This window comes from Corynebacterium tuberculostearicum, from assembly GCF_046097465.1.
Lineage (GTDB): Bacteria > Actinomycetota > Actinomycetes > Mycobacteriales > Mycobacteriaceae > Corynebacterium > Corynebacterium tuberculostearicum_I.
In genome coordinates, this window is the sequence record NZ_CP175799.1 from 1736595 (window position 1) to 1755644 (window position 19050).

Here is a 19050-nt window from a genome sequence, read left to right on the forward strand (position 1 = left end):
AATACTTGCCTCACGAACCTTGGTCTAGGTTTAATGCGAATTTCGCATTAAATACAGCCCTTTCAGGCTACCATTCCCGCCAAGGTCAAACCACATTGCAGCATTCCCCTACGCTACGTAAAAGGCAAGCACAACCGCCACAATTACGCTCGCAGGCAGAGAATTCACAGGCGCTCAGCAGGACTTATTCCCGCGCCAATTGCATAGGACTTTTTGTATAGTCTGAGAACCGACAGCGAGATGAGAGCGAAAAGAATTCGCGAGATTGTTGCACGCTATCACTCGCCCATGAAAACAAAGGACTCCCCCAGCACACCGTGGCGCACGTACGTGACACCCGATATGCAGGGGGAGTTGCAAGGTTGGCTGCTATTTCTCACCCAACAGAGCGTCGACGAAGCCTTCAACTTCGAATGGCGCGAGATCATCGGCGCCTTCGCCCAAGCCCACAAGCTTGACTGGAACACCCAATTCTTCTTGTACCTGGAAGACGATTCCGCCCTTAGCGGTGCCATCCAGCTTGGTGAGAACCACACCGGTGATATCTACTACCTCGCGGAAGATTCGTGCCTGCGTAAGGCCATTCTGCCCCACCGTGGCATCCAATACCAGCAGGACCTCGTCCACATCGGTCTTCTTTTCTACCACGCGCTTGACCTTGCCTAGCTGGTCCATCAAGTCCGTGGAGGTATGGAGGCGGCCTGCGGTGTCGACCAAGACCACATCTACTTGCTGTTCCACGCCGGTTGCTACCGCATCGAAGGCCACCGATGCTGGGTCAGCGCCTTCCTTGCCGCGCACGGTATCGGCGCCAACTCGACGGCCCCACGTCTCAAGCTGATCAGCGGCCGCAGCACGGAAAGTATCGGCAGCACCCAAAAGGACCTTGTGGCCCATGGATACCAGCACGCGAGCAAGCTTGCCGGTGGTTGTGGTTTTGCCGGTGCCGTTCACGCCGACGACCATGACGATTGCTGGCTTGCCCTCATTCGGCATGGCCTTAATGGAGCGATCCATCTCTGGGTGGCCAGCTTCAATCAGGCATTCACGCAGCATGGCACGGGCTTCATCCTCGCTGGAAACGCCGCGCTCAGCGATCTTCTCGCGCAGGGAATCAGTCACCTTCATCGTGGACTTGGTGCCCAGATCCGCCATGATGAGCGTATCTTCAACTTCCTCCCAGGCATCTTCATCCAGATCGCCTGCGGACAAAATTCCCATAAGACCCTGGCCGATGGCATTTTGCGAGCGCGAAAGGCGGCCACGCAAGCGGCCAAGACGTCCACCGGCGGGTGCGATATCATCCTGCGGAGCTGGCGCTGGAGCAGGTTCTCCCTCTGGAGCCTCGGTCTGTTCCTTGGCCGCCTCGGCGGCACCAGTTTGTGCCTCGGCAGCGGCTGCAGCTTCTTCGGCTTCCTCGCGGTCGTCCACCCGCTCCTCGATGTCTTCCGCATCGTTGTCTTCAACAACCTCGTCGAAGACTGGGGACTCCTCTTCTACCTCGGCATTTTCCACGGAGACGACGTCTTCTGGATCTTCTGCCTTTTCGGCAGCTGCCGGCTCTTCTGCCTTGGGTGCAGCTTCTGGCTGCTCAGCCTTTTCTGGGGCACGGTCCGCCTGCGATTCTTCGCTTTCCGACGCCGCAGCTGCCGCACCCGCTACGCCTGCCGCGCCAGCAGCAGCCGCCGCCGCAGCGCCAGTTCCCTTGGACTGTGGTTTATCTGCCTTATCAGCGGAAGATTCTGCCGCTTGCTTCTTCTCCTCCGCTGGCGCTTGGGCCTGGGCCTGCTTAGTAGGCTCTGCCGGCTTGTCGGTCTTCGCCGGCTTCTCCTGCTGAGGTTCCGGCTTGATTTCTGGTTCCTCTGCCACAGGCTTGTTTGCCACAGGCTTGTTTGCCGCGGTATCGGCCGTGGGCTGAGCAGACTGTGGCTTATCAGCCTGCGCCTGCGGCTTAGCCTGTGCCTGCGGCTTTTCCTTCGGCTGCGAGGTCTTGCCGCTAAGCTGCTCGTTGGCAATGTCAGTTGCGTTCGGCTCTGCCTTAGCTGCCTGCTGTGCTTGAGCCGGCTTGTCCGCCTGAACCGGGGCTTTTTGCGCTTCCTTGGCGCCACCAGCAGGAGCGAAGTTAAAGCCGGACTTGGCTTGATAGTTGCCGGACTTTTGCTCCTGGGTCAGCTGCTTCGGTTCTTCCTCAGCAGGCTTATCAAAGGACACCTTCTTGGCGTCGCCGCGCTTTTTGCCGATTACTACGAAAAGAATAATCAGCACGATGACGACGATCGCAATGCCGATCCATAACCATAAAGAATTCATGCCTCTATAGTGCCAGTCTTCTCAGCTCGCGGCACGTCAAACCCCCTCCTATAGCGGGAAGGGGTCCTGCGGGAAGTGGACGAGCCCCAGGTTACTTCCCCGCCTCGTCACCCCGGGGAGCATCTACACCCAAGCGAGTGGCATCCTCGCTGGCTTGCTCCGTTCCAGGGGCGCTGCCTGCGGGATTCATGCGCTGCGAAATCACGCGAGTAACACCATCGCCGCGCATGGTTACGCCATAGAGGACGTTGGCGACATCCATCGTCGGCTTTTGGTGCGTAATGACGATGAGCTGCGAGTCTTTACGCAGCTCCTCAAAGAGGGCAATGAGGCGGCGCAGGTTGACGTCATCAAGCGCTGCCTCAACCTCATCCATGACATAGAACGGGCTGGGGCGGGCGCGGAAGATAGCTACCAGCATCGCAAGGGCAGTAAGCGACTTCTCGCCACCAGATAGCAAGGACAGGCGCTTGACCTTCTTGCCCGGTGGGCGTGCTTCCACCTCGATGCCGGTGGTGAGCATATCGTCCGGCTCTGTGAGGATAAGGCGTCCCTCGCCACCGGGGAAAAGGGTCTGGAAAACCTTTGGAAATTCTGCTTCGACGTCATGCCACGCATCGGTAAACAGCTGCAAAATCTGCGCGTCTACATCCTCGATAACACCCGCAAGATCCTTGCGGGCTTGGATAACATCCTCCAACTGAGTGGACAGGAAGGAATAGCGCTCCTCCAAAGCCTTATATTCTTCCAGCGCGAGCGGATTGACCTTGCCTAGTGAATTGAGGTCCTTTTCTGCTTGTTTCAAGCGCGCGTTTTCCGCCCCGCGGTCGAAATCTTCGCCTGGAGTGTAGTCCTGCAAAAGATCCGAAATCGCAATGCCCAGCTGCTCCACGATCTTGGCTTCTGCTTCGTCCACACGCACCTGCGCCTGGGAGCGAGCAATTTCCGAGTCATGGGCGCGGTTGGTCAGCCGGTCCAGCTGCTGCCGCGCGGCCGAGACGTGTTGCTTGACCTGCTGTAGCTGCGAGTTGAGGGAGGTGCGCTGCGCAAAGTAGTCATCGCGCTCAGAGGTAGCGCGCTCAAGCAGCTGCGTGGCGCGCGCGGCCAGATCGCGTGAATGCTTGGCTACCGCACCAGCCAACTCGCCCTGGGCCTTGCGCCGCGCCATGGCCTGCTCGTGGCGGGCTTTGGCTTGGCGTTCATGCTGCGCTTGGCGACGCAACGCCTCACCCTTTCCCGCTACCTGACCCACGTGGTCTTGGGCCGAGCGGGCTGCCACCTGCGCCTCCATTTCCATGGACTTGACCTGCTCTAATGCAGCGGAGGCCTCGTCGCGCTCCACCGAAGAGGGCTCGTCGGGCTGCTCGTCCGCATCGACGCGGGCGAGCCTATCGCGGGCGTCGGCAAGCTGCGTGCGGGCTTCGGTGAGCTTGACCTCGATCTCGGTCGCCCGCGCCGCGGCCTTCTCGTGCTCGTTCTTATTGGCCTCGTACTGCTTAAGCAAGCGCTGGTGATCGCGCTTCCACGCATCAACTTCAGTATCATGCTCGCGCAAGGCAGCCTTCGCCGAGGCTGCAGTCACGCGGGCATCCTCCGCCGCGATCTTCGCGCCCTCGAGCGTGCCGGAGAGTTCTTCCAGCTCCTGCGTGGCGGATTCCAGCTGCTCCTCTGCCTCCGCGATGCGAGCGGAAACCTCAACGGTGGATGAAGCACCGGTGCCCACTTCTACCCAACCTTCACCCAGCACCACGCCGGATTCGGTGACGGCACGCAGGCGAGGGTCCTCGGCCACCAGCTTTTTCGCCTCCGCGACATCGGAGACGAGCACGACATCCGCAAGGAGGCGGTGCAGCGCTGCAGAGACTTCTGGGACTACTGCAATGTGGTCGAGCAACCACGAGGCGCCTGTGGGCAAAGTCGCATCCACGCGCCAGGAAGTGGCGGGGGCGGCCACGGAGACGTCGATAAGCGCGGAGCGCGTGCCCTTTTCCAAGTCCGCAATCAGCTGGGCAGAAATCTCGCCCGCCTGGGCCTCTGCAAAAGCACCCAACGCGGCAGCTACCGCGGTCTCGTACTTGGTGGTAATGAACTCCGCCAACGGTTGGAAATGCTCGCCTACCTCAATCTTTTCCGGCGCGGTCTGGGCCAAGGTATCGATGCGGGAACGCAGGGTATAGACAGCGCGCTCACGCTCGCGCTGCTCATCGCGAAGCTGCTCCAAACGCTTATCGGCCGCACCCGATTCACTGGCCGCCCGCACATGGGCTTCCTCGAGCGGCTCACGCTCGCCGGCCAAAGACTGCAACCTATCTGCAACCTCATCGGCCTCCGCCTGGGCAGCTTGGGTGCGCTGCTTGGTAGAAGTCAGGGTCTCTTCCTGGCGCGCCAGCTCCTCTTCTGCCGAAGTAACCTGGCCTGCCGCTTTTTCCTCTGCGGCGATGAGGCGGACGACGCCCTCGCGCCTATCCGCAATGGCACGCAGCTGCGCCATGTGTTCGCGCTCCGCGGCCTCGAATGCCTCACGGCGCTCTGCTACCTCTTCGCGGATAGCCTCCAGGCGTTCCGCAGCCTCCTCCGCTGCGGCGAGAAGCTCTGCATGTTCTTCGTCCGCGCGGGCAGCACGAGCCTCTAGGTCATCCGGATCCTGGCCGGAATAGGCCACCTGTGCGCCGGCATTGGCTGCTCGTTCCTCCGCAATGCGCTGGGTCGCGGAAATGCGCTCGGACAGCGTGGACAGGTCGAACCACAGCTTTTGGGCAGCATCCGCCTTGGGGTTTACCTCCTCTAGCTGGGCTTCCACTTCTAACTGAGAACCCGTTGCTTCTTCCAGCTGCGCGGTAACTTCTTCTACCTGCTCGGCCAAAACCTCGGCCGCGCGCTCGGCCTCCTGAAACTTGCTGCGCAGGCGCACCACCCTATCTCCTGCCAGCCGCAGGCGGGCGTCGCGCAGATCAGCCTGCACAGTGGCGGCGCGCTGCGCGGCCTCAGCCTGGCGGGCCAAAGGCTTGAGCTGTTTTCCCAACTCATCAGTAAGGTCCTGCAGGCGATCCAAATTGGCCTGCATGCCGGTGAGCTTGCGCTGCGCTTTTTCCTTGCGGCGGCGGTGCTTGAGTACACCCGCGGCTTCTTCGATATACGAGCGCCGATCCTCAGGCCGCGATTCTAGGATCTCAGAAAGCTTGCCCTGGCCGACGATAATGTGCATCTCGCGGCCAATACCGGAATCAGATAGCAGCTCCTGAATATCCATCAGGCGCGCTTTGGAGCCATTGATTTCGTATTCGCTGGCACCATCACGGAACATGCGGCGGGTGACCGACACTTCCGAGTATTCGATCGGCAACGCACCGTCCGCATTATCGATGGTGAGGGTGACCTCGGCGCGCCCCAGAGCCTTGCGGTCGCCGGCGCCGGCAAAGATGACATCTTGCATCTTTCCGCCGCGCAGCGTCTTGGCGCTTCCCTCACCCATTACCCAGGCCAGGGCGTCCACCACATTGGACTTGCCGGAGCCATTCGGTCCGACGACGGCGCAAATTCCGGGCTCGAATTTCAGAGACGTCGCCGACGCGAATGATTTGAAGCCTTTCAGCGTCAGCGATTTCAGGTGCATTTGGGTAAGTTTAGCAAGCCTTGAACGCAGCTGCCCAGCCGAGCCTAGAGGCTCGCTTCGGCGGGCTTGTGCTGCGAGTTAACGTTCGATGAAGCCAGATTCGCCCTTAGGGGAAGCCCATTGTTCGACAACCAGATCCACCGTTCCCGGGCGGTGGGTCGTACTCGGCTGCTCATTGAGGAGGCCCAGCAAGTCCTCGCATTTCTCCCGCGGGCCTTCCGCTACCACCTGCACCCGGCCATCTCTCAGATTGGTGGCATGCCCGCTCAAACCGAGCTCCAAGGCCAGGGAGCGCGTCCACCAACGAAAGCCCACTCCTTGGACGTGCCCATGGACAAAAGCGGTCATTCTCTCCAGTGCCATGCGGCCTCCCAAATTTCTAATAGCGGTCGTGGTGTCCCTTATCGCGCAATACGCGGCGATCCTCTTCGCTGCGGCGAGTAACGGGATCGGATCCGTCCCAGCACTCTACGCCCTTCAGTTCCGGCATCATATCGCGGTGGAATACCGGGTCAATGCCGTGGCTGCGCTGTTCGTTGTAATTCTTGAGCAGCTTAATCGCCACACCGGATAGCGGCACGATGGCGATGATATTGAGGATCACCATGGTTGCCGCACCGGTATCGGCCAACGCAAAGACCAGCGGCAGGGAGCCCACTGCGCCAAACCAAACGAAGAAGAGAACGACGAGGCGGAAAATCACCAACGCAGGCTTGCTCTGGGTGAGGTATTCCAGGTTAGATTCCGCCAAGTAGTAATTGCCCAGGATGGAGGAGAAAGCCAGGAAGAAGAGGATGAAGCTAACGAAGTGGATGCCCCAGTCGCCCACCTCAGAAGACAGTGCCGCCTGAGTCAAGGAGACGCCTTCTGCTTCGGCGCCGTAGGCAATCTCTGGTCCCAGCAGGATGATAAAGGCGGTGATGGTACACACCACCAAAGTGTCAAAGTACACGCCGAGGGTTTGAACCAAACCCTGCTTGACCGGGTGGGACACTGCCGCGGTAGCGGCTGCGTTCGGAGCAGAGCCCTCACCAGCTTCGTTGGAGAACAGTCCGCGCTGAATACCCTTCATCATGGCCGCACCAAGACCGGCGCCAGCGATTTCCTTAATACCCAGAGCGTGGCCGACGATATCGCCAATCATTCCCGGCACCTTGTCAAAGTTGGTGATGACAACAAACCCACCGACGAGCAGGTAGGCCACCGCCATAAATGGCACGATGATCTGGGTGATATTGGCAATGCGGTTGACGCCGCCAAAGATAATGAGGCCTGCAACCACGGCAATAACAACACCGATGATGGAGCGGAACATGGTGTCATCGCGGTCAAAGGAGAAGGACACCGCATCTGCAATGGCGTTGGTCTGGAAGGCGTTGTAGACCAAGCCAAAGGTAAAGGCAATAGCGATGGAGAAAAGAACACCGAGCGGGCCCCAGCCCAAACCGCGCTTCATGTAGTACGCAGGGCCGCCGCGGTACCCGTCACCATCGCGCACCTTCCACAGCTGCGCCAGGGTGGATTCGATGAATGCAGTTGCGCCACCGAGGATGGCGATGAGCCACATCCAAAAGACTGCACCTGGGCCGCCCACGGAAATGGCCACAGCCACGCCGGCCACGTTGCCGGTGCCAACGCGGGAGGCGGCCGAGATAGTAAAGGCCTTGAAAGCAGAGATGCCGCCATAGTCCTCATCCTCATCGCGGCCCTCCCCCTTTGGCCGCTCGACGACCGCGCGGAACATATCCGGCACCATGCGCACCTGCACCAAAGCGGTACGGATGCCGAAGAATAGGCCCGCAGCGATGAGCAGCCAGGGCAGAATCCACGACCATACGCCGTCATTAAATGTCGTTACGACATTTTCAAGAAAATCCATGCAGAATAATTTACTGCCTTGAGGTTCACAACGTGAACCCCATGCGCCATAACTTATTGGCAATGGGGGCAGAAATGGGTGGAACGCCCTGAAATTACGCAGCGCTCCAAGGGCGTACCACACCGCTGACAGGGCTGGCCAGCCCGCCCATACGCGGCCAGGGACCGCGAGAAATATCCCGATTCACCATTCACGTTGACGTACAAGGAATCGAAGCTCGTGCCACCCACTTTTAGGGCGGCGGTCATGACCTCTTGGGCCGATTCGAGCAGGGCTACGGCATCCTTTTGCCGCAACGTCGATGCCCTTTTGCGGGGCGGAATCTGTGCCGCCCACAGGGATTCATCGGCATAGATATTGCCGATTCCAGAAGCCAAGGTTTGATCCAACAGTGCAGTCTTTACTGCAGTCTTCTTGGCCCGCAAGCGCCGTGCGGTAGCCACAATGTCAAAGTCTGGTTCCAACGGGTCAATGCCAATGTGCGAGATCTTCGCCCACGGTGCATAGAGCCAATATCCAAAGGTGCGCTGGTCTACAAAGCTAAGCTCTACCCCACCGCTTAGCTGGGCGCGAATGCGCAGATGCGGCGAATCGGTCGTGCCGATTCGCACCTGACCCGACATACCTAAGTGGATGAAAAGGACGTCGCGGTGAGGATCCATGGAATCTTCGCCCACAAATTCCAGCCACATAAACTTTCCCCGCCGAGCCACAGCAGCGATCTCTTTACCGACAAGAAGACCGGAGAGCGGCTCATCTTGGCCACGGTTGGCACGCGGGCGCAGGACGTGCACAGACTCAAAAGTCCGCCCCACCACATGGGGCTCAAGACCCCGGCGGACGGACTCGACTTCCGGCAGTTCCGGCATGCTTAGCCTTCTTTATGCGCAGTGCCCTGCACCAAGAGAGGAGTCTCGCGCAAAGTCTGGCAGGCTTCCTGAGCCGCTTGCTGCTCGGCCAACTTCTTATTGTGTCCCACTCCATTGCCCACGGTCAGACCAGCGACGGTAGCTACCGCGTTAAAGGTCTGATCATGTTCTGGGCCAGTGGAGGTAGCCGAATAGACCGGCATCGGTGCCTTAAGCTCGGCGCACAGCTCCTGCAGGGTGGTCTTCCAATCCAGGTGGCGACCACTCACAGTGGCGTTGTCGATCTTTTCTGCAAACAAGCGCAAGATGACATCTCGCGCGGTTTCGAATCCATGCTCGCGGTAGATGGCACCAAAGATTGCCTCGGTGGTATCGGCAAGAATGGAATCCTTATCGCGGCCACCAGTGGACTGCTCTCCCTTGCCCAGCAAAATGTGCGGGCCGAGGTTTATCTCACGGGCGATATCCGATAGTCCGTAGCGCGAGACGATCGAGGCACGCATCTTGGAAATATCCGATTCCGGACGAGAGGGATAAGTGATGTAGAGCTGGGAGGCCACCGACAGGCCCAGCACCGCATCGCCCAAAAACTCTAAGCGCTCGTTATTAGGCAAATGCCCATTCTCATTGGCAAAAGAGCGGTGAGTAAGCGCTAGACGCAGGTGTTCTGGCTGCAAATCCACGCCAAGCGATTCCAACAATGGGGTGTGGTCTACGGCAGCAAACTCGGCTGCCAGCGCTTCTTCCCCGGTTAGCTTCTTTTTGCGGCTCATAGGAACTTCTCCAAACCAGCCCAGCGGGGATCGACCTTGTCTTCCTCTTCTTCGCCAGAGATACCGGTGGTCACACCTTCAGGCGTGTCAATCTCACAGCCATCTTCACATACCGGCGCAAAGGGAAGGTTGAGTCCTGCCTCATCGATCACGGCCTGCAAAAGGTTCAGCTCATCATCCTCGATCTCCGGAATCTCATCTCCGGAGCCTTCATCATCGGCTGCAGGATCATCGCCGGAGACGAAGGATTCATCGGCGGCAAAGACCTGCGTGACATGCAGGTCCAGCTCCGGGTGCAGTTCCTTCAAGCACCGGGAGCATTCCCCGGTTAGCCGGCCGGATACGTTGGCGTCCACCAAGACACCTGCACCAAGTGGGGTCAAGGTGGCGTCTACGGTAAGCTCTTCGCCCTTCGGAATGGCGATCATCTCGACGCCAATCCTCTCAGGTGCGGGGCCGGTCTGGGTGCGTTGCTCCGGCAGTGCGTCAGCGCCTTGGGCGTTCAACAATTCGCCCACATCGAACTTCAATGGTGATGTCATAACACTAGGTAGTCTACCTTGCCCCGCAAACTCCGCCTAGCGGCCAGCACAGGCAAACTTTCTGTCAAGAGTCTGTCGTTTAAAGTAAAAGGGCCTATGCCTTTCCGGATTAGCCTTTGCCCAAGCCAATGCCGTCTTTAGTGTGGAGGCATGACTTACCACTTGGCGCTAGCCTCCACGGATCCACGCAGCATCGCACTCGGATTCGCCGTGTTTAGCTGCCTTCCTGCCGCGGTATTAACCATTGCCGGCACGCTCGTGCACGCGACTCCACGGCCGGACCGTTCAGGAATCTATGGCGCTAGTGGGATTCGCCTCTTTACTGCACTCATCTGCAGCATCATTGCTGGTTTGATAGCTGGCACCATCCTGGTATTGCCCACTGGCATGGACCTTTCGGTGCTCACCGGCGCACTCATCTTTTCCCTAAGCGCAGGCGCCATTACCTGGTTTTCTCGGGAGACCATTCCCACGGCGCTTATTTCTGTAGGCACCATGCTGGTTGCCACAGGTGCGCTAGTGAGTATGTGCGCCGTGTGCTTTCCGGAAAACTTTAGGGATAGTTCTTTGACGTCACTGTCCTCCTATTTCTTTACCGCACTCGTTGCATTTCTTTTCCCTGGCTTAGTGACCACAATCATTGCAGCATGTATGGCCGTTCAATCCGCCGCACCTGCGCGTCTCACATCGAGGAAGGAAAGCAGCGCCACGTCCACACACACGCCGTTAACAGCTGCTCCCCATGCACCGAATACGGCAGTGCCCACCACACAGCCTCGCTCCCGCGCAACCTCCTGAACTGCCCGAGCTGGTAGGAAAACAAAAAGGCTCTGGTGGGTGGACAGACGGTGTACGACAAACCTTCTGTCCACCCACCAGAGCCTTTGGCCGTGCCTGATATAAGGGACTAAACCACCCCTCACCCCTCAAGCTCCTTAGCCCGGGTGCCGCTGGGAAATGAAGCTTAAGGGCAGAAAGAATGTAAAGGTTTAGCGCTCGTTATAGCGACGCTCGTAGGCCTCGCCTTCTGCGTAGCGGGAGCCGCCCGCAACGCCGCCGGCACGTCCCGAGGGCTGGTAGTCGCCGCCGCGGGAACGGACCCCAGCGCCTCCGCGCAGTGCAGAGCGGTCGGAGCTTACGGTGCGCAGCAGTCCATTGAGGGTGGTTTCAAATTCGCTTAGCTTGCCGTCTACAAACTCGTCGCATTCACTGCGCAGACGGTTGGACTCGGTGTGGGCGGACTCCACAATGCGGTGTGCTTCCTCATCAGCGCGGCGCACAACTTCCGATTCCGAAACCATACGCTCTTGCTCGGCACGGCCTTCTGCCACGGAACGCTCATATTCATCATTGGCCTGAGCGATGGTGCGGTCTGCTTCCGCGCGGGCCTGTTCCACCATGGACTGAGCGCGAGCTTCAGCATCAGCCACTAGCTTGGCGGCATGCTGTTCTGCGTGGGAGACCGTGGCATCCGCCTCTTCGCGAGCATGGCCCACGATGTCGTCGGCCTGCGCATTAGCGTCGTTGATGGTCTGGTCCGCACGCTCTTCGGCGCCATGCAGGATTTCATCCTGCTTATCCAAGACATCCTGTGCGTCATCAATCTCAACGGGCAAGGCGTTTCGGAGGTCGTCGAGAAGCGCGAGCATTTCATGGCGCGGAACCATGCAATTAGAGGTCATGGGGAGGCTATGGGCCTCTTCCAAGTGCTGGACTAGTTCATCTAGGGACTCAAAGACACGGTACATGCTGCGAATTTTACATGCCCTCACGTGCCAGACGTGGAGGCCACGCACCGAGTGTGTACTGCGGATTTCCCCTCCAGTGCAAACAATCGCCATCCCACCACCCACTCACACAATCTATGGCGCGTATTTACAGCACAAACTCCCCTTCTCCACTACACAAAGGCAGCACAGAAAGGGAGCTTGAAAGAAGAAGTGAGCAGCTAGATAACGCCCTGTGCCAACATGGCGTCCGCTACCTTCTTGAAGCCAGCAATATTTGCACCGGCAACGTAATCGCCTTCACGGTCATATTCCTTGGCCGTACTATCGATGTTTTTAAAGATATTGGACATGATCGCGTGGAGGCGATCATCGGTGTAATCAAACGACCAGGAGTCGCGGGATGCGTTTTGCTGCATTTCCAGCGCGGAGGTAGCAACGCCACCAGCGTTGGCTGCCTTGCCCGGCGCGAAGTTGATCTTGGATTGTTGGAAGACGTGGACCGCCTCTGGGGTAGACGGCATATTGGCACCTTCGGCTACGTAACGCACGCCGCCGTCAACGAGCTTCTTGGCAGAATCGCCATCGAGCTCATTTTGGGTGGCACACGGCAGAGCTACGTCTGCCTGCACTTCCCAGATATTTCCCCCCTTGTGGAATTCCACGCCGTTTCCAGCTTCTTCGGCGTAGGTGGAAATACGTTCACGGCGGGTTTCCTTGACGTCCTTGAGCAGCTCAATGTCCACGCCGTTAGGGGTGGTGATGTAGCCGGAGGAATCGGACATGGCCACTACAGTAGCGCCAAGCTCTTGGGCCTTGGCTGCGGCGTAGATGGCCACGTTGCCAGAACCGGAGACGATAACCTTGGCGCCGTCGAAAGACTCGCCGTGCGTCTTCATCATCTCATTGGTGAGGTAGACCGTGCCAAAGCCCGTGGCCTCAGTACGAACCAGGGAGCCACCCCAGGTCAATCCCTTGCCGGTGAGGACGCCGGATTCGTGCTGCGTGGTCAGTCGGCGGTACTGGCCAAAGAGGAAGCCGATCTCGCGGCCGCCGACGCCGATGTCACCGGCCGGCACGTCGCGGTATTCGCCAATATGGCGGTGCAGCTCCGTCATGAAGGACTGGCAAAAGCGCATGACCTCTACCTCGGACTTGCCCTTGGGATCAAAGTCAGAACCGCCCTTGCCGCCGCCAATGGGCAGGCCGGTCAGGGAGTTTTTGAAAATCTGCTCAAAGCCAAGGAACTTGATGATGCCCAGGTTGACCGAGGGGTGGAATCGCAGGCCACCCTTGTAGGGGCCGAGCGCGGAGTTGAACTGAACGCGGAAGCCGCGGTTGACCTGGATGTCGCCACTATCGTCGATCCATGGCACGCGGAAGATGAGCTGGCGTTCAGGCTCGCACAGGCGCTCCACCAGTCCGTAGTCCGCGTACTGCGGGTCTTTTTCTAGGACAATTTTCAGCGAATCCAGGACCTCAGAAACCGCTTGGTGGAATTCTGGTTCTCCCGCATTGCGCTTGAGCAATTTGTCGTAGTACTCAGAGATTTGGCTATCTACTGACATGGTGTGCATTCCATTCTGTGGACTTGTAAGAACAGATACCAGTTTCCTATCGAACTACCGATAATGCAAGCAGGTTCGAGGGTTTAGGTAGATACATAACCCCTTTTACCAGCCACAATAAAGATAGATATTTTCTGTAGTCCGTTCGAATCTTAAGCCGCGCAGTGTCCCATCGTGGGCGGGCTTTATAATCACGGCATGCATATTGTTGTCGCCCCAGACTCGTTTAAAGGCACCGCCTCCGCGCCCGAGGCCGCAGCCAGCATTGCTATGGGGGTGCGCCAAGCGCTTCCCGACGCCACGGTGACCACCCTGCCCATGGCCGATGGCGGCGAGGGCACCGCTGCCGTCCTTGCGCAGGCAGCAGCGGCCGGCGGACAATCCGCCGAGACCATTACCCTGCCCACTACCGATGCCATTGGCCGCTTGACTCAGGCAAGCTATGTTCTTGCCGGAACCACTGCGTTCATTGACGTCGCCTCTGCCACCGGGCTGCCCGCTGTACAGGACAGCCTTGATCCGCTCCACGCCGATTCCTATGGCACCGGCGTGCTGATCGCGGACGCAGAAACACGTGGCGCTACCTCGATCGTGCTGGGATTAGGCGGCACCGCCAGCATTGACGCCGGGATGGGCATCCTCACCGCACTCGGCGCCGCTGCGCACGATGCACGCGGCTATGCCCTGCCCAAGGGCGGCGCTCCCCTCGTTCAGCTGGACCACATTGATACCGCGCAGCTCAATATCAAGGCGGGCATGCTTGACTTCACACTGCTGGCAGATACCCGCGCTACCCCAGTGCAGGCAGCAACCATGTACGGCCCGCAAAAGGGAGCTCAAGGCGAACAAGTAGCGCTGCTGGCCGGCGCCATGCTCCAAGCATGCACGGTTACCGGCACCGATGCAGATTCTGCATATTATGGCGCCGCGGGTGGCCTTCCCATTGGCCTGTCCTGGCTCTCGCGCACCCTCTGGGGTTCAGACGAACACGTGCGCGTCCTGTCCGGCGGCACGCACGTGGCCGCTGCACTGGGCCTTCCGGAAAAGATCGCTTCGGCCGATCTCGTCATTACCGGCGAGGGCCGCTTTGATGAACAGTCTCTGACCGGCAAGGCAGTCGGAACCATCACGGATCTCGCCCGGCAAGCCGGAACGCCGGTGGGCATTATCGCCGGCTCCTTCGAGCATGACACCGACGCCTACTGCGCTCCCCTGAGCCAAGAAGGCTCGCTGGCCCAGCAGCTGGCGGCGGCCGCCGGGGACATCGTCAAGAAGCTCTAAGGCCGAATGGATAGCGACCACGGGAAGATGGCGGGCCGCTCATGTGCCAGCTCGTCTTCAAGCAATACGTGGTCCTTGGGCAGGACTGCATGCGGGGTGAGAAGGCGCGAGAGCACCATGCCCAGCTGGTTAACCGAGCCACTCACGCCCGCCACCGCGATGTCATAGCGGTGCACGCTCGCGTCCGCAAGGTCGCGGTCCTCATGCTCGTCGCGATAATTTTGCCGCAGCTGCTCTTCCAACCCCTCTGGAAACTGCGGCGCCTTGGGGCGGGTAACGTCAGCTGAGGAAAGCGAACCGCTCTCCACCAGCTTGTCGGTGGCGGTGGTAAAGATTTCCGCGACGCGCTCTGCTTGCGCGTTGGGAACCAAAACATCAAATTGAATAACCGGCATAGCGCCAACCCTACCCAATCCCTAAGGTGTGAAACCATGTCTGATTCTGCCCGCATCGCCCAGCTCGTCACTTCCCAAGAAGCCGATCTGGGGTGGCAGCAGGACTTTTATGAGGACCTGCACCGCCACCCCGAGCTTTCGCATGAAGAGGAGCGCACAGCCGGTCGCATCCGCGCCAAGCTCGCCGATTTTGACTGCGAGGTAGTAGAAAACATCGGCGGTTTTGGCATGGTCGCCATCTTCCGCAACGGCGATGGCCCCACTGCTTTGCTGCGTGCGGACTTTGACGGCCTGCCCGTGGAAGAGGCCACCGGCGTGTCCTATTCCGCCACTAATGGAAAGATGCACGCCTGCGGGCACGATATGCACACCACGGCGCTGCTGGGTGCCTGCGCGCTTCTCGACGCCTCCCGTAATTCCTGGTCCGGCACCTTCCTCGCCCTTTTCCAGCCGGCCGAAGAATCCTCCGTGGGCGCTAAGGACATGTTGGCCGATAGCCTCATCGAGCGCGTGCCGCGTCCCGATATTTGCCTTGGCCAACACATCATGCCCGGCCGCGCCGGCACCGTACGCCACACCGCAGGCCCCATCATGGCCGGCTGCGATTCCTTGCACATCCGCGTCTTCGGAAAATCGGCCCACGCTTCCATGCCCCATAACTCCATCGACCCCACCTATATCGCGGCCATGATCGTCACCCGCCTCCAAGCTATTGTGGGCCGCGAAGTTGCCCCACACGAGTTCTTTGTCATCTCGGTAGGCGAGCTACACTCCGGCGATAAAAACAACATCATTCCCGAATCCGCCGAGTTGGTACTCAATACGCGCTACTACGATCCCGCACTCGCGGAAAAGGTCTATGCCTCCCTCGAGCGCATGGTCAAGGCCGAGTGTGCGGCGTCCGGAAGCGAGCAAGACCCGACCTTTGAGTACTACGCTCACGGCGAGGTCACCGATAACGACGCCGCAGCCCACGCACCAGTGGCCGAGGTTTTCGATACCGCCTTCGGCTCCGATTCGGTCATCGCCGCCCCTTCTACCGCCTCTGAGGACTTTTGCTATCTACCACAGGCATGGGGCGTGCCTTATGTCTTCTGGCACATCGGCTGCACCCCGGAAGACGAGTTGCAAGACCCACCGGTCAACCACCAGGCGACCTTCCTGCCGGACTACGCCCCGACCGTCTACGCCTCCACTCGGGCAGCATATGGTGCGGCATTGACCTACTTGGCAAAGCCCTAGGTACCCGGCGCGCCTTTCCCTATCCCCATTACGTTGTTAGCAGTTCCACCTCAGGGCGCCGAAGATTCATGGTCTGTCCCCCGATTGGGCGGGTTATGTTTATTTCCGTTCCCTCCGTCTGAAAGGACAGTGAAACTAGTCGTGTGATGTCTAGCGACTTTTTGGACAGGGAGTCCAGGATGTTTTTGGACGGGATGTCTAGTGGCTTTTGGACGTTTGCGGCGGTGGAATAGCTGGATGGCTATTCCATTGCATAAGCGTAGAAAGGTCGCAGATTTCGATCCCGTTCGTGACGGCAAGACGGTCACACAGTTTTGCAAAGAATTAGGAATCTCGCGGCAGACGTACCACAACATCAAAAGCCGGATAGCGCAGAAGGGTCGCGCAGGTATTGTGCCTGATTCGACTGCCCCGAAGAATCCGATTAAGAAATTTGACGAGGCCGATAAAATCGCAGTCGTCCACGCCAGGCAGGAGTTGATGGAGCAAGGCTTGGATTATGGGCCTTGGTCGATCTACTACTTCTTGGTTGACACTGTAGGCCCAGATTCCACACCGTCGCGTTCTACAATCGCCTCGTGGCTTCATGAGCTGGGATTTGTTGATGCCAATGCCCGCAAACGGCCACGCAGCTCCTATAAGCGCTTCGCCCGTGATCTCGTCGGTGAACTCTGGCAAATCGATGGACTGGTCTACCGCCTCTTTGACCATGCCCACACACATATCACGATTTACCAGATTATCGATGATGCCAGCAGATTCGATGTCGGAACCACAGCGTTCGCTCTGCCAGAAAACGGTACTGATGCCCGCGCCGCACTGGCCGCAGCGTTCGCCGCCTACGGCACTTAAGATGCCAGAGCCGCTTTCTTATTCCGACACCGCCGGATTTCCGCAGCTGCACATGAGCAGGGTCATCGACGCCGATTTCGATACCGCAGCCCACCGGCTCTTTCGCTGGGGCATCCAGCGCAGCGGCCTATTCCGCGTGAGCCCCACCCACCCAGTCGTACAAGAAGGCGCCGAGGTCACCATGGGCCTTGGCCCGTTCGATTTCCACTGCCGCGTGGTCGAGACCTTCACCGACGATGGCCGCTACGGCTTTACCTACGGCACCTTGACCGGCCACGTCGAGCGCGGCGAGGAAACCTTCACCTTAGAGCGCCTGCGGGATGGGCGGACGCTGCTGCTTATCGATGCCGCCTCCAAGCCCTTCCTGCCCTTCTTGCGCCCGCTTGTCGATATCCCCCGCCGCATCCTTATCCGCCGGTTCTACCTGCACGCGCTGGACTAGCGCGGCAGCACAAAGGCCGCTGCCTCTCCCCCTACGGGAAAAGCAGCAGCCCAGACGTAGTTAACTACTTGCGCTTCTCGTCGAGGTTATCGCGAGCCTCGCGCACAACGTCTTTCACGCGGTTAAAGAAACCGCCCTTCTTGCCGGATCTGAACTGCTCCCCATTAGTTGGACTGAGAAATCAGTTGCCAACAACTAGTGGGGAGCATTTTCTTTGAGAGCACGTAGTTCGCTGAGTGAAGTTCAGCGTGAGCAGTTAGTGGAGCTTTTCGAGCAGGGAATGGGTTGCCGAGCCGCTGCTCGTGTTGTCGGTGTCTCGAGAGACGCAACGCGTAGACTTTATCGCCGTTTCCAACTGCGTGGCAGACTATGTCTCGTGGAGAAACCAAACAAGCAGCACTACTCCTTCGAGGCGAAGAAGGAAGTTGTAGAACGTCATCTTGCGGGTGAGTCGATGATGGATCTTGCCCGAGAGTTCAATCTTTCATCCGACCACCTCGTCAAGGACTGGGTGGCTAAGTGGCGCAGAGGCGGCGACGAGGCTCTGCGCCCGAAGCCGAAGGGCAGGCCCAAAGGATCGGCTGCGCCGAAACGCCTCACGGAAGAGGAAAAGCTTCGCCGCCAGGTTGAGCGGCTGGAAGCGGAAAACGCCTACTTAAAAAAATTGCGAGACTTGAGGAACCAGGGACACGCCTGAAAGCCCAGGCAATCGTCATCCTCAAGTCACACCACCGCTTGGACTACCTCCTGGATGCGGCCGGCATGGCACGCTCGACATTCTTCTACCACCAAAAACGACTCACCGCACCGGATAAACATGCCGAGCTCAAACAAGCGATCCGGGACAGTTTTCAGCGCAACAAACACCGCTACGGCTACCGGCGGGTACTGCTCGACCTGCGTAACCAGGGCTGGGTGGTCAACCACAAACTTGTCTACAAGCTCATGCGCGCCATGGGCTTGAAAGCCAAGATCCGCCAGCGCAGGCCCTACATCTCCTACACTGGCACAATCAGCTACATCGCTGAGAACACACTCGAGCGCAACTTCACCCCCGATAGGCTCAACACTGTCTTCGTCAGCGACGTCACCGAGTTCAAAGTCGCTGGCCGCAAGGTGTATCTCTCACCGGTGATGGACCTGTTCGACTGCTCAATCGTCGCCCACACAGTGGCCACATCGCCGTCTACGGCGTTTACCTCGGCTTCGTTGGCGCAGGCGATCAAAGCGTGTGCTCCAGAGCCGGGCTGGATGATCCACACCGATCAAGGATTCCAATACAAGCACTCATCATGGCGCACCCTGATTAGCCAGCACCAGGGAGTCCAATCGATGTCACGCAAAGGCAACTGCTACGACAACGCGGTCATGGAGAACTTCTTCGGCCACCTGAAAACCGAGATGTACCACGGAGAAGCCTTCGACACCGTCGCAGAGTTCAACCAGGCAATCGACGAGTACATCCGGTGGTACAACACCGAACGCATCCAACAACGACTCAAGGGTCTAACCCCGATGCAATATCGAAATCAGACCCTTGAAGCCCTAACCGCCTAG

The 19050-nt window shown here is 59.0% G+C and carries 15 protein-coding genes and 1 pseudogene; 6 read left to right on the forward strand and 10 right to left on the reverse strand.

Annotated features, from left to right (window positions below; all coding sequences use genetic code 11):
- Window positions 1–369: 369 nt before the first annotated feature.
- The 7 genes from ftsY to ACKFRX_RS08285 all read right to left on the reverse strand — a co-directional run bounded on the left by ftsY (window position 370) and on the right by ACKFRX_RS08285 (window position 9986).
- The gene (ftsY, locus tag ACKFRX_RS08255; protein WP_408927652.1) at window positions 370–2310 is read right to left on the reverse strand and encodes a signal recognition particle-docking protein FtsY; all 1941 of its coding nucleotides are present in this window, start codon (window positions 2308–2310) and stop codon (window positions 370–372) included.
- Window positions 2311–2401: 91 nt separating this feature from the next.
- A complete protein-coding gene (gene smc / locus ACKFRX_RS08260; protein ID WP_408927653.1) occupies window positions 2402–5923 on the reverse strand; it encodes a chromosome segregation protein SMC in 3522 nt (1173 codons plus the stop codon).
- 78 nt (window positions 5924–6001) lie between these two features.
- Window positions 6002–6286, reverse strand: a complete 285-nt coding sequence (locus ACKFRX_RS08265) for an acylphosphatase (RefSeq protein ID WP_408927654.1) — start codon at window positions 6284–6286, stop codon at window positions 6002–6004.
- Between the two features lie 16 nt (window positions 6287–6302).
- Window positions 6303–7802, reverse strand: coding sequence for a sodium:alanine symporter family protein (locus ACKFRX_RS08270; RefSeq protein WP_005328783.1), 1500 nt, complete (start codon window positions 7800–7802; stop codon window positions 6303–6305).
- 53 nt (window positions 7803–7855) lie between these two features.
- Window positions 7856–8671 carry a bifunctional DNA-formamidopyrimidine glycosylase/DNA-(apurinic or apyrimidinic site) lyase gene (mutM, locus tag ACKFRX_RS08275; protein WP_408927655.1) on the reverse strand — a complete coding sequence of 272 codons (816 nt, stop codon included), beginning with the start codon at window positions 8669–8671 and terminating at the stop codon, window positions 7856–7858.
- A gap of 2 nt (window positions 8672–8673) precedes the next feature.
- Window positions 8674–9444, reverse strand: a complete 771-nt coding sequence (rnc, locus tag ACKFRX_RS08280; RefSeq protein ID WP_005328787.1) for a ribonuclease III — start codon at window positions 9442–9444, stop codon at window positions 8674–8676.
- Window positions 9441–9986 (reverse strand): DUF177 domain-containing protein, encoded by a 546-nt coding sequence (locus ACKFRX_RS08285; protein WP_005328789.1) that lies wholly within the window; start codon window positions 9984–9986, stop codon window positions 9441–9443. The genes rnc and ACKFRX_RS08285 overlap by 4 nt, the downstream gene beginning before the upstream one ends.
- A 150-nt stretch (window positions 9987–10136) precedes the next feature.
- Between ACKFRX_RS08285 and ACKFRX_RS08290 the strand changes: the two genes are divergently transcribed.
- On the forward strand, window positions 10137–10784 hold the full coding sequence (locus ACKFRX_RS08290; RefSeq protein WP_408927656.1) for a hypothetical protein: 648 nt from the start codon (window positions 10137–10139) through the stop codon (window positions 10782–10784).
- Between the two features lie 191 nt (window positions 10785–10975).
- Here the strand turns inward: ACKFRX_RS08290 and ACKFRX_RS08295 are convergent, their stop codons facing one another.
- Together ACKFRX_RS08295 and gdhA are read right to left on the reverse strand one after the other, a co-directional pair.
- Window positions 10976–11734, reverse strand: a complete 759-nt coding sequence (locus ACKFRX_RS08295) for a DivIVA domain-containing protein (RefSeq protein ID WP_005328793.1) — start codon at window positions 11732–11734, stop codon at window positions 10976–10978.
- 200 nt (window positions 11735–11934) lie between these two features.
- Window positions 11935–13281, reverse strand: coding sequence for an NADP-specific glutamate dehydrogenase (gene gdhA, locus ACKFRX_RS08300; protein WP_408927657.1), 1347 nt, complete (start codon window positions 13279–13281; stop codon window positions 11935–11937).
- A gap of 198 nt (window positions 13282–13479) precedes the next feature.
- Here gdhA and ACKFRX_RS08305 point away from each other — a divergent pair, with 198 nt between their 5' ends.
- Window positions 13480–14562: a glycerate kinase gene (locus tag ACKFRX_RS08305; protein WP_408927658.1), complete on the forward strand. Its 1083-nt coding sequence runs from the start codon at window positions 13480–13482 to the stop codon at window positions 14560–14562.
- On the opposite strand, the gene ACKFRX_RS08310 is transcribed toward ACKFRX_RS08305, so the two are convergent.
- On the reverse strand, window positions 14559–14957 hold the full coding sequence (locus ACKFRX_RS08310; RefSeq protein WP_239234719.1) for a hypothetical protein: 399 nt from the start codon (window positions 14955–14957) through the stop codon (window positions 14559–14561). The genes ACKFRX_RS08305 and ACKFRX_RS08310 overlap by 4 nt on opposite strands.
- 36 nt (window positions 14958–14993) lie before the next feature.
- On the opposite strand from ACKFRX_RS08310, the gene ACKFRX_RS08315 reads away from it, so the two are divergent.
- The 4 genes and pseudogenes from ACKFRX_RS08315 (at window position 14994) to ACKFRX_RS08330 (ending at window position 19050) form a co-directional block, all read left to right on the forward strand.
- Entirely contained in the window at window positions 14994–16199 is a 1206-nt protein-coding gene (locus tag ACKFRX_RS08315) for an amidohydrolase (protein WP_408927659.1), read from the forward strand.
- A gap of 237 nt (window positions 16200–16436) precedes the next feature.
- Window positions 16437–17051, forward strand: a complete 615-nt coding sequence (locus ACKFRX_RS08320) for a helix-turn-helix domain-containing protein (RefSeq protein WP_251067686.1) — start codon at window positions 16437–16439, stop codon at window positions 17049–17051.
- A 1-nt stretch (window position 17052) separates the two neighbouring features.
- On the forward strand, window positions 17053–17493 hold the full coding sequence (locus ACKFRX_RS08325) for a DUF1990 family protein (RefSeq protein WP_250408710.1): 441 nt from the start codon (window positions 17053–17055) through the stop codon (window positions 17491–17493).
- A 296-nt stretch (window positions 17494–17789) separates the two neighbouring features.
- A pseudogene (locus ACKFRX_RS08330) lies at window positions 17790–19050 on the forward strand (IS3 family transposase).

Coding starts and splice junctions, on each gene's coding strand:
- ftsY (WP_408927652.1), bottom strand. CDS start 2,310: ATGAATTCTTTATGGTTATGGATCGGCATTGCGATCGTCGTCATCGTG.
- smc (WP_408927653.1), bottom strand. CDS start 5,923: ATGCACCTGAAATCGCTGACGCTGAAAGGCTTCAAATCATTCGCGTCG.
- ACKFRX_RS08265 (WP_408927654.1), bottom strand. CDS start 6,286: ATGGCACTGGAGAGAATGACCGCTTTTGTCCATGGGCACGTCCAAGGA.
- ACKFRX_RS08270 (WP_005328783.1), bottom strand. CDS start 7,802: ATGGATTTTCTTGAAAATGTCGTAACGACATTTAATGACGGCGTATGG.
- mutM (WP_408927655.1), bottom strand. CDS start 8,671: ATGCCGGAACTGCCGGAAGTCGAGTCCGTCCGCCGGGGTCTTGAGCCC.
- rnc (WP_005328787.1), bottom strand. CDS start 9,444: ATGAGCCGCAAAAAGAAGCTAACCGGGGAAGAAGCGCTGGCAGCCGAG.
- ACKFRX_RS08285 (WP_005328789.1), bottom strand. CDS start 9,986: ATGACATCACCATTGAAGTTCGATGTGGGCGAATTGTTGAACGCCCAA.
- ACKFRX_RS08290 (WP_408927656.1), top strand. CDS start 10,137: ATGACTTACCACTTGGCGCTAGCCTCCACGGATCCACGCAGCATCGCA.
- ACKFRX_RS08295 (WP_005328793.1), bottom strand. CDS start 11,734: ATGTACCGTGTCTTTGAGTCCCTAGATGAACTAGTCCAGCACTTGGAA.
- gdhA (WP_408927657.1), bottom strand. CDS start 13,281: ATGTCAGTAGATAGCCAAATCTCTGAGTACTACGACAAATTGCTCAAG.
- ACKFRX_RS08305 (WP_408927658.1), top strand. CDS start 13,480: ATGCATATTGTTGTCGCCCCAGACTCGTTTAAAGGCACCGCCTCCGCG.
- ACKFRX_RS08310 (WP_239234719.1), bottom strand. CDS start 14,957: ATGCCGGTTATTCAATTTGATGTTTTGGTTCCCAACGCGCAAGCAGAG.
- ACKFRX_RS08315 (WP_408927659.1), top strand. CDS start 14,994: ATGTCTGATTCTGCCCGCATCGCCCAGCTCGTCACTTCCCAAGAAGCC.
- ACKFRX_RS08320 (WP_251067686.1), top strand. CDS start 16,437: ATGGCTATTCCATTGCATAAGCGTAGAAAGGTCGCAGATTTCGATCCC.
- ACKFRX_RS08325 (WP_250408710.1), top strand. CDS start 17,053: ATGCCAGAGCCGCTTTCTTATTCCGACACCGCCGGATTTCCGCAGCTG.